The organism is Aneurinibacillus sp. XH2 (assembly GCF_001439585.2).
Lineage (GTDB): Bacteria > Bacillota > Bacilli > Aneurinibacillales > Aneurinibacillaceae > Aneurinibacillus > Aneurinibacillus thermoaerophilus.
In genome coordinates this window covers 3002204-3015670 of sequence record NZ_CP014140.1, presented here as the reverse complement: position 1 = coordinate 3015670, position 13467 = coordinate 3002204, and the positions used below count along the sequence as shown (strand labels likewise).

Genomic DNA, 13467 nt, shown 5'->3' with positions numbered 1-13467 from the left:
GGAGGTAACATATGCTCATACAAGTACACCGGATAGATGAAAACGGGTTTTATGTTGAGCCTGTTCTTATCGAATCGGAAGAAGAACTATACGAAACGGTGACGATGTTTGAAGAAACACCAGAAGGCGAGCGAGTGCAATACACAACTCAGCAGAAACGTGCGGATATTATGGAAATTGCCCCACCGGAAGGTCTTTTCCGGCCGCGTTGGGTTGAAGGAGAATGGACGGAAGGGTTATCCCAACAGGAAATCGACGAACTGACGAAGCCAAAACCATTGACGCCGTCTGACATGGAGCTTTTACAACAAGAAAATGCAAGTTTAATTATGAAAGTCGCTGCTTTAGAAATGCAAAATGAACAACAAGCACAAGACCAAGCGGCGTTGATTATGGAATTAACTGAGAAAGGAGTTTTATAATGAATTGGTTTGATACCATCAAACGTTATTACAATATAGGCTGCTATACAGACGATCCAAAAAGTACAATGTATGTTGGGAAATTCGTCGAATATGGAAAAATCACAAAAGAAGAATACGAAACGATTACAGGCGATCCTTATCTGAAGCCGGAGGATAATATAAAAACGAAGAAATAACCAACGTCTTTTCCAAAACGGAAGAGGCGTTTTTATTTTCTTGAATAGATGTATAAATGACTAAATAATAGCACACGCTATCCAAATGGAGGTGGATAGTGATGTGGATAATACTAGGTATTTTGGTTGCAATTATTTTATGGAAGTTACTTAAATTGACGTTTACCGCTTTGATCTTACTCCTTATTGTCGGCGTAATTTTAGGAGCTATACCGACGTTTAGAAGGAGAATAGGAAATCGATAACTAAAGATGAATGCATTTTTTAGGAGCCATATTGGCTCCTTTTATTTTTCCCCAACAGGGGTGAGGAGGATGTAGATGAGACAGGAAACAGATACATTTTATACTTTTGTAGTTGGGGGCGGCGCAGCGAGCGCTGCCTTTTTACTTGGAGGATTTGACCGTTTAGTGGTTGCCCTTGCTATTTGTATGGCAGCAGACTATCTATCTGGCATTTTAGTCGGGTTTTTTAGAGAAAAAAAGATAAGCTCAGAACGAGCATTTCACGGACTGCTTAAAAAAGGGGCCATGATTCTACTGGTCATTGTTTCCCATCAGTTGGATGTAGTAGCTGGCAGTACAGATTCGCAATTCATGCGAAATGCAATGATTATGTTTTTAATCGCAGTGGAGGGGATTTCACTTGTGGAAAACATGGGGAGGCTTGGGGTTCCAGTCCCCGCGTTTTTGCGTCAACGTTTTGAACAAATGAAAAACGACAACGACAAGGAAGCAAAATTTTGAAGAGAAACGGAGGCAACAAACGGGCATCTATGCCTTTTCATGATCTAAAGCAGGAGGGATGGACATGGCCATTGCATGGGACTGGTTGAAACAAAAGAACTTTCGGTTGAACGACCCGAATTTACATCCAGTCGTTGCCCAGCGTGGCTGGGAAGTTGTATTCGAAGCCTGGCGAAAGGGTATTTACGTGCTTATCACTCAAGGGAATCGTACCTTTAAGGAGCAGGAGGAAATATACGCAAAAGGTCGGCGGAAAAATCCAGATGGTAGCTGGACAGTTGTAAACAAAAAAGAAATCGTGTCCAACGCAAAGCCAGGGGAAAGCTATCACAATTACGGTATCGCTCTTGATTTCGCTCTATATACACCAGATGGCAAACAAGTTACATGGGACATGAACACAGATTTTAATAAGAATCACAAAAAAGACTGGATGGAAGTCGTACAAATGTTTAAAGCCAGAGGATTTGAATGGGGTGGTGATTGGAGAAGTTTCAAGGACTACCCACACGTTCAAATGACCTTCGGTTTTTCTATTGCACAATTAAAAGCGGGAAAACGTCCATCACGTCCAGCTATGGTGGTACAGGTTCCAGAGCTGACGAAAGTTGTTGCATCGGTTACTGACAAAAAGAAGGAAGAATACATGATTCCCGTTTCAAAAGCGGACAAAATCATCGCACTCATCCAAGCAGAGTGGAAAGAGAAGGACGAACAAATCAAACAATATCAGAAAATGTGGCAAGAAGAAAACGCGAAGCCGGACAAGTGTCAGCAAAAGTTGGACGAGTATCACAGAGCAGCCGAAGCGTTGCGTAAGGATAAGAAAGAGCTTGGTGAGCTGGCTGACGAGGTGAGGAAGGTGTCAGGTAGACGAGCGGCGAATAACTAACTATATAGGTCAAAATAAATAACGATTGTCGTCGATGTCGTCGACCTCTAATCCTGCAAAAAAGGCGGGGGATCGACGACATTTGATTTTGGTTTAAATATGTATAAACATTGAGGTTGGCGATAGGACGTAAAAAATAGCTTATCATATGGCGTATGTTTATATTTTGGTGTGAGAACTAAAAAAACGTTATGTCGCAAGGATTCTCATTATGTATGTTTTCATGTAAAATGGGTTTGTAGCTTACCTATAAGGAATTGAAACTCGTCTTTACCCATGTGAAGGCGACCGTCTTATACTGTTTGTAGCTTACCTATGAGGGATAGAAACAATCCTATAAATTGGCTTGACAAGTTATCGCTGCAACGATCTCACTAAAAAAGCTGAAGTTTTGTAACCAGAATTCAAGAAAGGGGTAAAAGATACCCCGCTATCCGGTCGTCCGGATGGCGGGGTGTTTTTATTTGTTGCGAACCGTGCTGACCAAATCAAAGTCGATATTCCTTTGTGCCAGCGGCTGCTTCTTCATACGTCTTGGGGGTACTCTCTTTAAAATATTCTGGAGATATTAAGAGATATTAAAGGCTGTCAACAAGGGTTGTCAGCACTGTCAATGCTGTCAACGCGCACTTGCTGATTCTGTAAGACTTTGACCGTAATATCGAGCACCATCTTCTCTACAATGCTTCTGAACGTTCCTTCTTCGAATGGACCATTTACCAGTGGCTCCCGATCGGTCGCTTCATCCCATTCGGTAATATCAGCGCGAACCAGTTCGCAGAAGACCTGTTCGTTGAAAAATTCAACGCTTTGTTGATGGAACTGGGATAAATCCGTGGACATGAGGCGGTCTTTGGACGGAAAGCCAGCGGGTAGCGGCTGCTCTACAAGAAAATCGAATTCGTTGCGCACATTAAAGAAAGGACCCACCGGGGGCGTAAGGAACGTCGTAATTTCCGCCACACAATCGAACGGGACATCAACCGTTAGCGAATGAATCACAGAGCGTACCTCATCCTCATCACTAGGGCATACAGGTGTTGCATACTGAATATTTTTGCGCACAAAACCACTTAGGAACAGTTTACTGCGGGGTGTTTCACCCGGCAAGGTACGCGGTTGGATAAGACGGCATTGCGTTAATTTTACGCGCTTTTTAATTTTCTTGATTTCAAGCACATCTTCTGGAAAAGTAATACGCGCTCTTAGCGGCAGCTGCACCGACACTTCCTGAAGTAGTACCGGAACTTTGACAATAGGGTTGCCTCCTGTTAGGGTAGGTCGGACCGCGCGCGCGTCACATTCATTTACACTAGCTGTTTCATCAAAATTAATTGGCATTTACCAATTCTCTCCCTCCAATTTTGACATACTACATACTATGAAGGAAAACGGATTGTGTATGGATATATCACATAGGACAACCGTACATTGTTTGTATTTAAAAAAGAAAAGCTGACTTGTGAGCCGTTTTTCAACGCTATTTTGGTTGCTCAAAAACATTCCCTATATTTTCCTTTTGTTGTGATATGGAACAAAAAGGGAGTGTGCAAATGAACAAACGCTATCTCTCCCGTGTAGACAAAACAGGGGCTATCCTCTTACTCGAAGACCTTCAGAAGCTTGTCCACGCAGGCAAACTGGAAGTACATACAGAAAACGGCTAGCTTGCACTAAAGAACCCGAAACCTGACTACGTATTTACAGGATGTCAGAACAAAAATAACCCGGCGTGGCCGAGATGTTTTATTTTAACGTGCTTATAATTTTTTCACCTTTTCTAAATATCAGGTCGTTTTTGTTTGCGTATACTCTTGAAGAGCCTCTTCTAAAATCTACTGCTGTTCTTTCTCGGTAATAAATGCCCTCGTTTTCAATAAATATACATTATATTATGAAAGTTTAAATATGCGTGCTTTTTTAGCCATTAGTATCGCCCTCTTCTTCTATTTCTAATAAATCGTCGTAATATAATTAAGAGCACAATGACGGACGATACAAGCGCCATTACAGAAGCGATGAAAGCAAACCAATAAATTGACATCGAGAATTCCTTCCTTTCTTTCCAAACATGTGGCTTTTTATTGTTTATTATTCAGAGATTATACGTTTTGCAACATCCTTATAAGAATAAGGGTTGCGAAACAATTTGGAAAAACAAAGGTAAATAAAATTAAATATCTCTGTTTATCTCAAGTTTTTGCAAGAGGAAAGAGAATAAAAAGGAAAAAAATAAAATAAGTATGTGGTCAATGTGGTCAAACAAAAACCTGGCCTTGCGCCGGGTCTTCTCTTTCACTCGCTCGTACGAAAGCTAAACATCCCAAGTTCCTCTTACGATAGGGATGAGGGGAAATTTTCTAATAAAAATAAAAAGCCGCTACTATAAGCAGCGACCTTCTTCCCACTACGTTCAGATAATTACTATATAAATTTGCTTTGAGATTTTAACGTTTCAAACAACCAATTCTGGATAATACTTTCTCAGGACACGGGTGAATAAATTCAAGAAAATCAGAAACAGATGAGCGAATCTCCGATTCATCTTTATGGAAACGGTTGACGATAACCATATCCTTCAGCCAGCGCCATAACTTTTCAATGGGGTTCCATTCTGGAGAGTACGGAGGAAGAAACAATAAGGAAAGCTGGTGCCGATTCTGCTCTAAAAACGGTCGTAACAGCTTCACATGATGAATCCGGGCATTATCCAGTACAAGAACAATAAATTTATCCATATAATGGACCAGAAGTTTTTGGAGAAAACTTAAAAAAGCAGCGGCATTACACTGATTGGCTGAAGTACAGAATCCATCTCCTGTCTGGACATCGACGGTTCCAAACAGGGTAACATGGGCGTGATGATTCGTCATAAAATAATCTTAAAATTATGTATATTTTTAATTTATCTAAAAGGAAATAGGCTGGAAACAAACGATAGAGCGTAAATGACAAGGAACCCCGCTATCCGTATGGATGGCGGGCTTTTTATAGTTTTACAACTTAGAGATATTTAAATATTTCTTTACTGTAGTGTAAGGAATTGTGAATCTTGGTATTCCGGCAGCATACGATGTGTATTCGTAAAGAGAAAAATAAATAACAATACCTTTGTCTGTTAAATAAAAACGTTGGTTTTGTTTGATGTTTTTGAATGAAGATAAATCAAATTGGTATTTATCCTTGGCCTTCACTTGTTTTTTTATCTCATTGCTTAAAAGTGACACATAGTTTGTATTTTTCTTAAACAGATCCTTTAAATTATACACTTTGCCTGTGTTTACATTGATGTTATAGGCGATCAAATCATACATTCCATGAGCTCCGCCCAAGTATTCAGAATCAGTAAATACAACACTTATTATACCATTCTTGTTTCTGCTTACTTCATATGTTGTTGAAACATTATACTTATGATCTTTCATGAATGGATCTGGACCCTTCGCATTCACTTTTTGTGCATACTTTTTTCTTTGTTGTACGTGGTTAAAGAAAAGCGTATTAATGCTACTTTGAATTTTTGCATTAGAAAGACCGGAGATATAAGGATATTCGATATCTCCCTCAACATATTTAAGATTAATTTTTTCTTTCTTTTTTGTAATTTTCACTGTGGAAATTTTAGAAGCTGCCGATACAGATGAATAATTTGGAACCAAGCCTATGTAAGTTCCTGTTAATAAGAGAAAAGTGAGTGCAAAAGCAATAAACTTTTTCATTAGATAGCCTCCTAAAATTTTTAAAATACCTTCTTTTTCCATTGATTATAGTTTGAATGACATAGTTTTGGCTGTCAAGTATGTTTGAACACGTAGTGGCTGCCAAATATGGTTTGCCGATTTTAATACGATAACTTTCTCCATGTAAATGAATGACTTCGCTTTTTTGGATGAGTCGGTCTAAAATAGCGGTGGCGATGGCTGGATCGCCAAGCAACTCTCCCCAGTCCTCCGGTCCTTTATTGGACGTAACGCTCAAAGAGGTTTGCGCGTACATTTCATTAATGAACTGAAAAACCAGGTTTCCTTTATTTTGATCCGTTGCCATAAACAATAATCACCAGCTCGGAGGATAGAATTCTTTTAATACGGCTCTGGCTGCTGCGGGTAGTCTCCTGGATTTTTCATACGTCATTTAGTGTATAGTCCTATTAAATAACTTGCATACTCCATACTATCTTTAGTAACTTTTGTATGCCCTGTTAGGGTTCTAACATATTTGTAACCTGGAAGTGCTGTAAGAGCAAAGTTGCTTTTTGACTGATTGCTTTGCTGACGTTTCATTTTCAAGGGTAATATTTCTCCGTTAAATTTTACCTCTCCACTATTAAAGTTAAGTTCCATCTTACCGGTTTTCCCATCCTATTCAGTGAAAGTACGATAGATTCCTTTTTCTTCTACTGCCTTATCAAGTTTTACATACTTTCAATATAATAGACATTCAACGTTAATGTCTGCCTATAAACATATTAAAGATCCAAAATTCAAATACTGTATCGTTCGTGAAAAAGGTGAGGTTTATAAAGCGTTAACCACTTTCTTTGGGAAGGAGGAGAAAGAGTGACATCGGATGAGGTTAGACAATTAGAGCGGGCGGTTGATGAGATTACTGAAATTGCCAAAGGGTTCGGGCTTGATTTTTATCCGATGCGCTATGAAATTTGTCCGGCGGACATTATTTATACGTTTGGCGCATATGGTATGCCAACACGCTTTTCTCATTGGAGTTTTGGTAAAGCTTTCTATAAAATGAAACTGCAGTACGATTTAGGTTTAAGCAAAATCTACGAACTAGTCATCAATTCGAATCCGTGCTATGCGTTTCTTCTGGAGGGCAATTCGTTAATTCAAAATAAACTAATTGTAGCCCACGTGCTGGCACATTGCGATTTCTTCAAAAATAACGTTCGTTTCAGCAAGACAAACCGAAATATGGTCGAGAGCATGGCGGCGACAGCAGAGCGGCTGCGCCAGTATGAGATTGAATATGGCAAGCAAACCGTAGAAGAGTTTCTTGACGCGGTGCTTGCGATTCAGGAGCATGTCGATCCAAGTTTGAACCGCCGCCATTTTAGCTGGGCGGAAGAGATAGAAAAAAAACGGAACACCGTCGAACTAAAAAAAAACAACCCTTATGGGGATATATGGTTTTTAGACGAAGAGGAGCAGAAACGACGGAAAATTGCGGAAGAAGAAGTGAAGAAGAGGTGGGATCGCTTCCCTCCAGATCCGGAAAAAGACTTGCTTTTGTTCATTGAAGAGTTTAGTCCGCGCTTGGAGAATTGGCAACGCGACGTACTTACGATTATGCGGGAAGAAATGCTGTATTTCTGGCCGCAAATTGAGACGAAAATTATGAATGAAGGCTGGGCGTCTTACTGGCACCAGCGTATTCTGCGGGAAATGGATTTAACTGAAGAGGAGACCATTGAATACGCGAAGCTGAATGCTGGTGTTGTGCAGCCGTCTACCATAAGCATTAACCCGTATTATTTAGGCCTGAAAATGTTCGAAGATATTGAAGAGCGCTGGAATAACCCGACTAAAGAAGAACAGGAACGTTTTGGTCGAAAGCCAGGCATGGGGCGTGAGAAAATCTTTGAAGTACGCGAACTGGACAGTGATATTTCTTTTATCCGTAACTATTTAACAAAAGAACTTGTTGAAAAAATGGATATGTACGTATTCGCACGTCAAGGCAACGATTGGACGATTACAGACAAATCGTGGGAGATAGTGCGCGATCAACTGGTGACGAGTCGCGTCAATGGCGGATTTCCATACATTTTAGTACAGGATGGCGATTACTTGCGCAATGGCGAACTATATTTGTTTCACCAGTATGAGGGAATGGAATTGGATATAAAGCACCTAGAAAGAACGTTGCCATATATCTATAAGCTTTGGGGCAGAACGGTGCACTTGGAGACAAAAATCGAGGAACGTCGCGTGCTGTTTACTTATGACGGTAAGAAGTGTCACCGGAGATTTCTTTAATTACCGAAGACCGCTACAGGAAAAGCGGTCTTTTTCTTTCCCATATTATTCATACAAGGTAAAGAAATTTTTTCTTTTTTGTCTAACTAACTATTTAACCAAAGGAGAAAAGGAAGAAAAAGGGGGATTTGGCGATGGCGCGAATCGACACGGGCGGAATTTTGATTTCCGTATTTATTGGCTTTGTGCTTGGATTGAAAATGCAGGATAATTATTTATGGGTACAGCCAAAACCGACGGAAAATGCGCTGCAAGCAATTGCCTCCACGGATGTTGTGCAAGCGAAGAATATAACAAAGGAAAGGCTTGTAGAAGAACTAAAGAAATACATGACATCCAACTTTGGCTACCAGTCGTTAAAAGTTTCATGGATTCAATATATTAAAGATTACGATATTTTTTTGAAAACGAAGGTGTTATGATTCAAGTTCAGACTCATTTGCTTGAAACGAGCGGGGATTTAGTATATATGTTAAACGCGGTACAAGGGTTTGTGAAAAGCCGCTTGCCGGATATGTATGAACAGAGTCGAGTCGTGATTATAAACCAAAAAGGGGATATACTGATGGAAAGGAAGTTTTCTGCTTCATAAAGATAAACGATTATTATAGGGAACAGAAAACGGAGGGATGCAGTGATGGTACCTGCTTTGTTTGTTGCACACGGCGCGCCGACATTGGTATTAGAAGAAAATCAATATACGAAGATGCTAAAAGGATTGGCTGATCGTCTGCCGGAACCTCGTGCTATTGTGTTGTTTTCGGCGCATTGGGAAGCGCCTGTACAGATGGTGAGTGCTGTAGAAGAATATGAGATGATATATGATTTTTACGGTTTTCCGGAAGAAATGTATAAAATTGTATATCCGGCCAAAGGAAACAAGGATCTTGCACAGAAGATCGTAAAGTTGTTGGAGGAAAGTGGAACCGATTCCAAAGTGGACGCGGAGAGGGGGATTGATCACGGAGCTTGGGTGGTACTTCGGTTGATGTACCCGGATGCTCGTGTCCCGGTTGTTGTGCTATCGGTGAATCCTGCGCTTTCCCCTGCGGAGCAATATTACATAGGGCGGGCGCTGGCACCGTTGCGGAAAGAAGGTGTGATGATTATTGGAAGCGGCGGAACGGTACATAATTTGCATAGGTTGAATTGGAACAGTTTAGAAAAAGAAAAGTGGGCGGCCACGTTTGACGATTGGCTGCAAGCAAAAATAGAGATGTGGGATACGGATTCGCTGTTTAGGTATGAGACGGAAGCGCCGTATGGCAGGGAAGCTGTGCCACGCAACGAGCACTTTATTCCGCTGTTGCTCGCCATGGGGGCGGCGGATGACGGAAGAAAAGCGGATTTGCTGCATCGGGAATATCAGCATGGAAGCTTGAGTCTATGTTGTTGGAAGTTTGAATAATCAGTGTAAGGGTGTCGCAATTTATAGTCATTTAACTACAAATTGCTAATTGGAAGCATCCTTCCTCTGCAGACGAGCAGCCGATTGGTAGGTATTCAGTATACAACGATTGGCAAAGTATTTGAATATCCGCGTCACGCATTTGAAATATGAAAGACCTTTCGATAATTGAAGGGTCTTTCATATTTCAAAGCGGTGTTTGAACAGCATGTATCCAGTTTTATGACGTTTTCGGATATAATCTTGCGTTTTATACGGCAACAGATGTAATGTTATGCTTGAGCCATTTTTCCTAAAGGCCCATTTTCATTGATGATATCTTCCAAGTCGTATACAGATATGGGAAACATGGGAAAGCCGACATAGTAAGGGGTAATTTCATACAGTTGAAAATAAATAACCAATGCTTTATCTGCTATATAAAAATCTTGATCTGGCCGAATCCCTTTAAATTCGCCTAACAATGGGATGTTTCGTTTTTTAATCTGGAATTGAATAATATTGGACAGTCTTTTTATGTAATCACTTCCTTGTTGAAATAAATCCTTCAATTGATAGAGTTTACCTGTTTGAATATTTATAGTTAATGATTTTAAAATGGTGAGTCCATGTGCGTGGTGCAAGATATAGGCATAATTCTCTAGGGTTAGGCTAAGGATATCTCTTTCATTGGATTTGATCTCATAATGGCCGAGCATTTCGATCGTTGTTGGATTTTGATAATACCCTTGTTCTTGGATTAAGGCATAAACTTGATGCAAAATGATAACGTTTATTTTTTCTTGTACAGCCTTATTTTTCAGTCCTTCTACCCGAGGATAATAAATGGTGACATTTGGGGCAAGAATGGACATTGTTTGTATATAAACGGGGAAGTTATATGAATCCATAGCATACCAATCCCTTTCGATTTTTTCCTATGTTTTAGCCTATTCAGGAAGTGGTTGCACGGTTTTTGTTTAGAGATTTTTTAAATTTATTGACAGTTTTCATAAACGTAATTATTATAGAATAAATAATTTATATATTGATTTTCTTATCAAGAGAGGCGGAGGGACTGGCCCAGTGAAGCCCGGCAACCCCAATGACCCTATTCGAGGGAAGGAAGGTGCCAATTCCAGCAGGATACACATATCCTGAGAGATAAGGAAAAGGATGAGCAATCAGCTCCTTTATACCTTACTCAGGATAAAGGGGTTTTTATTTTGCCCTGCAATTTGGTTCGTACGATGCACACAAACTGAATATATCGCTCTTATCAAGAGAGGTGGAGGGACTGGCCCGATGAAACCCGGCAACCATCAAACGCAATGTTTGAACGGTGCTAATGCCTGTGGAACGACTGTTCTAAACGATGAGAGGGGAAAGTTTGCTGTATATAAACACTCTCCATCGAAGAGTGTTTTATTTTTTATCTTTGATGTTTATGAAACGAAATGAAACGGAGGAAGAACATGAACATTGAAACACTTCTTGTTCGTTCTGGGTTAGAAAGAGACCGCGCGACTGGTGCAATCAGTACACCGATTTACCAGAGCGCGACTTTCCAGCATCCAGAGCTGGGTGTCAGTACCGGATATGATTATTCCCGCACAGCCAATTCAACCCGGACAGCGCTGGAAGAAGCGATAGCCGTGTTGGAAAAAGGAGCGAAGGGCTTCGCTTTTGCTTCCGGGATGGCCGCCATTTCCTCTGTTTTTTGTTTGTTAAAGAGCGGGGATGAGATTTTGCTTTCTGATGACATTTACGGCGGCACGTACCGGGCGATTACAAAACTGTTCCCTCGTTTCGGCATACAGTCAAAGTTCGTAAATACAACGGATATCGGTGCGATTGAAAGCGCGATTACGCCGGCGACACGTGCGATATTTTTGGAGAGTCCGTCCAATCCGCAGATGAATATTACAGATATTGAAGCCGTATGCCGGCTGGCCAAACAATACGGGTTGCTAACCATTGTCGATAATACGTTTATGACGCCTTATTTACAGCGGCCTTTGCGGCTGGGAGCCGACATTGTGATTCATAGCGCCACCAAATATATCGGAGGACATAGCGATGTTGTAGGGGGGGGTGGTGGTAGCGGGCAAAAAAGAAATCGCTGAAGAAATCGGATTTATTCAGAACGCGTTCGGTGCCATTCTCGGCCCGCAAGATTCCTGGTTGTTGCTACGGGGATTGAAGACGTTGAAAGTGCGGCTTGACCAACATCAGAAAAGCGCGCATAAAATAGCGGTTTGGCTGCAAAACCATCCCGCGGTAAAGCGGGTATATTATCCCGGTCTTCCCGAACATCCGGGGCATGAGCTGGCCGCTAAACAGGCAGCGGGCTTTGGCGGCGTGCTCTCTTTTATGTTGCATAATGTAGAACAGGTAGAGCGATTTTTGCGGAATGTCACTCTTCCGGCTCTTGCCGTAAGTCTCGGCGCTGTCGAAAGTATTTTGACGTATCTGGCTCGGATGTCGCATGCCAGTATTCCGGAAGCGGATCGAAAGAAAATGGGAATTACGGATACGTTATTGCGCCTATCGGTCGGTCTGGAAGAGCCGGACGATTTGATTCAAGATCTGGAGCAGGCTTTGCAATGTAGTGTTTCCAGTTCCAATTATGTTTCTTGAGTATATATCATTTTGGATGTTTTGTATGTACAATCAAAAGAAACTGTTTTGTACATATAGGACATTGATACACAAAGATGGAAAATCTTTCGGGGTATGGGTAACGATACGGGCTGTGCCCAACGGCAAAGAGCATCATGTGCGGCAATACGGCGTGCATTTAATAAACAAGCCGTGTGGCGAAGAGAGACCGGTCGGTGATGCAATTGAACGGCAGTGTTTGATGGGATGAAAAAGTGCAGTTCCTGGCTGGGAAGCGCAGCGCATGTTTACCGGGGAGAAGTCATTTCCATAAGGGCAAACCGGGATAAGGAAGGACAGCCGATAGATGTTTCGGCTGTTTTTTTACATAGAAAATGATTTGAGAAAGAATAGGCTCATAATAAAGGAAACAGGGAAAAGATGATTGACTTTTTTATTTATTGTAATATACTTTTATAAAGTAAGTTAATAACTTATCAGGAGGTTGGATATGATTACTATTTATCCAGCAGCTTCGCGTTATTCCACAAATCATGGTTGGCTGCAAAGTAATTTCAGTTTTTCGTTTGCTGAGTATTATGATCCAAATAATTTACAGTTTGGCCCGCTTCGGGTGTTTAATGATGATATCGTACAACCGGGTACGGGCTTTGGTGCTCATCCGCACAGGGAAATGGAGATTGTCTCTATTGTGCTGAGAGGACAATTGAAACATCAGGATAGCACTGGTAATTCAGCGGTGCTTGTGCCGGGAGAAATTCAGCGCATGACCGCCGGGACGGGGATTATGCACGCTGAGTTCAATCCGTCCGATACGGAAGAGGTTAATTTTTTGCAGCTTTGGTTTCTACCGGATGAAAAAGGATTGGAGCCTTCATACGAACAATTCGCGTATAATCAGGAAGCAATGAGAAATAACTTGTTGCCTATAGTAGCGAAACGTCAAGTAGATGGGCATCGCGTAGCGCATATTCATCAGGATTTGACGTTATATCTTTCCAGGCTGGATACCGGCAAGAGCCTGACATTTACGCAAGCGGAAGGCCGCCGTATCTATGTATTTGTGATTGAGGGCGAACTGGAATTAAACGGGAAGAAAACGCTGCACACTCGTGATGCCGCGCGCATTATGGACACGCTAGTATTGGAGTTGAAAGCAGCAGAAAATGTACACTTTATGCTTATCGATCTTCCTTAATCATGCAAGTAATGAAAAACTTGCG

15 protein-coding genes, 3 pseudogenes and 2 riboswitches are annotated in these 13467 nt (G+C 41.3%); of the genes and pseudogenes, 12 read left to right on the top strand and 6 right to left on the bottom strand.

All coding sequences use genetic code 11. The annotated features are described in order from the left end of the window. Nucleotides 1–11: 11 nt before the first annotated feature. The 4 genes from ACH33_RS14960 (at nucleotide 12) to ACH33_RS20390 (ending at nucleotide 2239) form a co-directional block, all read left to right on the top strand. Complete coding sequence (locus tag ACH33_RS14960) at nucleotides 12–422, top strand: YomQ N-terminal domain-containing protein (protein ID WP_057899738.1); 411 nt, start codon at nucleotides 12–14, stop codon at nucleotides 420–422. Continuing rightward, entirely contained in the window at nucleotides 422–601 is a 180-nt protein-coding gene (locus ACH33_RS14955) for an XkdX family protein (RefSeq protein WP_057899737.1), read from the top strand. Before ACH33_RS14960 ends, ACH33_RS14955 begins: the two co-directional genes overlap by 1 nt. Nucleotides 602–921: 320 nt before the next feature. After that, nucleotides 922–1347 (top strand): phage holin family protein, encoded by a 426-nt coding sequence (locus tag ACH33_RS14950; protein WP_057898526.1) that lies wholly within the window; start codon nucleotides 922–924, stop codon nucleotides 1345–1347. Nucleotides 1348–1411: 64 nt separating this feature from the next. Further along, nucleotides 1412–2239, top strand: a complete 828-nt coding sequence (locus ACH33_RS20390) for a M15 family metallopeptidase (RefSeq protein WP_057899736.1) — start codon at nucleotides 1412–1414, stop codon at nucleotides 2237–2239. Between the two features lie 588 nt (nucleotides 2240–2827). Here the strand turns inward: ACH33_RS20390 and ACH33_RS14940 are convergent. The 5 genes and pseudogenes from ACH33_RS14940 to ACH33_RS14925 all read right to left on the bottom strand — a co-directional run bounded on the left by ACH33_RS14940 (nucleotide 2828) and on the right by ACH33_RS14925 (nucleotide 6582). Further along, the gene (locus ACH33_RS14940; protein ID WP_057899735.1) at nucleotides 2828–3580 is read right to left on the bottom strand and encodes a CsxC family protein; all 753 of its coding nucleotides are present in this window, start codon (nucleotides 3578–3580) and stop codon (nucleotides 2828–2830) included. 1106 nt (nucleotides 3581–4686) lie between these two features. Next, nucleotides 4687–5112: an IS630 family transposase gene (locus tag ACH33_RS14935; protein WP_057899734.1), complete on the bottom strand. Its 426-nt coding sequence runs from the start codon at nucleotides 5110–5112 to the stop codon at nucleotides 4687–4689. A gap of 123 nt (nucleotides 5113–5235) precedes the next feature. Then, nucleotides 5236–5958, bottom strand: coding sequence for a DUF3298 and DUF4163 domain-containing protein (locus tag ACH33_RS14930; RefSeq protein ID WP_057899733.1), 723 nt, complete (start codon nucleotides 5956–5958; stop codon nucleotides 5236–5238). A gap of 74 nt (nucleotides 5959–6032) precedes the next feature. Continuing rightward, a pseudogene (locus ACH33_RS20590) lies at nucleotides 6033–6362 on the bottom strand (ATP-binding protein); the annotation flags it as partial. 7 nt (nucleotides 6363–6369) lie between these two features. Continuing rightward, nucleotides 6370–6582, bottom strand: a complete 213-nt coding sequence (locus tag ACH33_RS14925; protein WP_057899732.1) for a hypothetical protein — start codon at nucleotides 6580–6582, stop codon at nucleotides 6370–6372. Between the two features lie 82 nt (nucleotides 6583–6664). Between ACH33_RS14925 and ACH33_RS20175 the strand changes: the two are divergent. From ACH33_RS20175 to ACH33_RS14910, 5 genes and pseudogenes are all read left to right on the top strand, one after another. Further along, nucleotides 6665–6802: pseudogene (locus tag ACH33_RS20175) on the top strand (sporulation protein YhbH); the annotation flags it as partial. Continuing rightward, nucleotides 6799–8235 (top strand): SpoVR family protein, encoded by a 1437-nt coding sequence (locus ACH33_RS14920; protein ID WP_057899731.1) that lies wholly within the window; start codon nucleotides 6799–6801, stop codon nucleotides 8233–8235. The pseudogene ACH33_RS20175 and the gene ACH33_RS14920, both read left to right, overlap by 4 nt. A gap of 134 nt (nucleotides 8236–8369) precedes the next feature. Next, on the top strand, nucleotides 8370–8657 hold the full coding sequence (locus ACH33_RS14915; protein WP_057899730.1) for a hypothetical protein: 288 nt from the start codon (nucleotides 8370–8372) through the stop codon (nucleotides 8655–8657). Further along, nucleotides 8654–8827 carry a hypothetical protein gene (locus ACH33_RS19475; protein ID WP_156424094.1) on the top strand — a complete coding sequence of 58 codons (174 nt, stop codon included), beginning with the start codon at nucleotides 8654–8656 and terminating at the stop codon, nucleotides 8825–8827. Before ACH33_RS14915 ends, ACH33_RS19475 begins: the two co-directional genes overlap by 4 nt. Before the next feature lie 45 nt (nucleotides 8828–8872). Further along, on the top strand, nucleotides 8873–9643 hold the full coding sequence (locus ACH33_RS14910; RefSeq protein WP_057899729.1) for a DODA-type extradiol aromatic ring-opening family dioxygenase: 771 nt from the start codon (nucleotides 8873–8875) through the stop codon (nucleotides 9641–9643). Between the two features lie 272 nt (nucleotides 9644–9915). On the opposite strand, the gene ACH33_RS14905 is transcribed toward ACH33_RS14910, so the two are convergent. After that, nucleotides 9916–10533 (bottom strand): DUF3298 and DUF4163 domain-containing protein, encoded by a 618-nt coding sequence (locus ACH33_RS14905; protein WP_057899728.1) that lies wholly within the window; start codon nucleotides 10531–10533, stop codon nucleotides 9916–9918. Between the two features lie 143 nt (nucleotides 10534–10676). Beyond that, nucleotides 10677–10793: riboswitch (SAM riboswitch) on the top strand. Between the two features lie 102 nt (nucleotides 10794–10895). Beyond that, nucleotides 10896–11004: riboswitch (SAM riboswitch) on the top strand. 93 nt (nucleotides 11005–11097) lie between these two features. Between ACH33_RS14905 and ACH33_RS14900 the strand changes: the two are divergent. The 3 genes and pseudogenes from ACH33_RS14900 (at nucleotide 11098) to ACH33_RS14890 (ending at nucleotide 13442) form a co-directional block, all read left to right on the top strand. Beyond that, a pseudogene (locus ACH33_RS14900) lies at nucleotides 11098–12262 on the top strand (trans-sulfuration enzyme family protein). A gap of 64 nt (nucleotides 12263–12326) precedes the next feature. Then, entirely contained in the window at nucleotides 12327–12494 is a 168-nt protein-coding gene (locus ACH33_RS14895) for a hypothetical protein (protein ID WP_156424093.1), read from the top strand. 240 nt (nucleotides 12495–12734) lie between these two features. Continuing rightward, nucleotides 12735–13442 (top strand): pirin family protein, encoded by a 708-nt coding sequence (locus tag ACH33_RS14890; RefSeq protein WP_057899726.1) that lies wholly within the window; start codon nucleotides 12735–12737, stop codon nucleotides 13440–13442. The last annotated feature ends 25 nt before the right edge of the window (nucleotides 13443–13467 follow it).

Bases quoted from the DNA above. Each gene is read 5' to 3' on its own strand.
- ACH33_RS14960 (WP_057899738.1), top strand. From the start codon at position 12: ATGCTCATACAAGTACACCGGATAGATGAAAACGGGTTTTATGTTGAG.
- ACH33_RS14935 (WP_057899734.1), bottom strand. From the start codon at position 5,112: ATGACGAATCATCACGCCCATGTTACCCTGTTTGGAACCGTCGATGTC.
- ACH33_RS14940 (WP_057899735.1), bottom strand. From the start codon at position 3,580: ATGCCAATTAATTTTGATGAAACAGCTAGTGTAAATGAATGTGACGCG.
- ACH33_RS20390 (WP_057899736.1), top strand. From the start codon at position 1,412: ATGGCCATTGCATGGGACTGGTTGAAACAAAAGAACTTTCGGTTGAAC.
- ACH33_RS14930 (WP_057899733.1), bottom strand. From the start codon at position 5,958: ATGAAAAAGTTTATTGCTTTTGCACTCACTTTTCTCTTATTAACAGGA.
- ACH33_RS14915 (WP_057899730.1), top strand. From the start codon at position 8,370: ATGGCGCGAATCGACACGGGCGGAATTTTGATTTCCGTATTTATTGGC.
- ACH33_RS14890 (WP_057899726.1), top strand. From the start codon at position 12,735: ATGATTACTATTTATCCAGCAGCTTCGCGTTATTCCACAAATCATGGT.
- ACH33_RS14950 (WP_057898526.1), top strand. From the start codon at position 922: ATGAGACAGGAAACAGATACATTTTATACTTTTGTAGTTGGGGGCGGC.
- ACH33_RS19475 (WP_156424094.1), top strand. From the start codon at position 8,654: ATGATTCAAGTTCAGACTCATTTGCTTGAAACGAGCGGGGATTTAGTA.
- ACH33_RS14955 (WP_057899737.1), top strand. From the start codon at position 422: ATGAATTGGTTTGATACCATCAAACGTTATTACAATATAGGCTGCTAT.
- ACH33_RS14925 (WP_057899732.1), bottom strand. From the start codon at position 6,582: ATGGAACTTAACTTTAATAGTGGAGAGGTAAAATTTAACGGAGAAATA.
- ACH33_RS14905 (WP_057899728.1), bottom strand. From the start codon at position 10,533: ATGGATTCATATAACTTCCCCGTTTATATACAAACAATGTCCATTCTT.
- ACH33_RS14910 (WP_057899729.1), top strand. From the start codon at position 8,873: ATGGTACCTGCTTTGTTTGTTGCACACGGCGCGCCGACATTGGTATTA.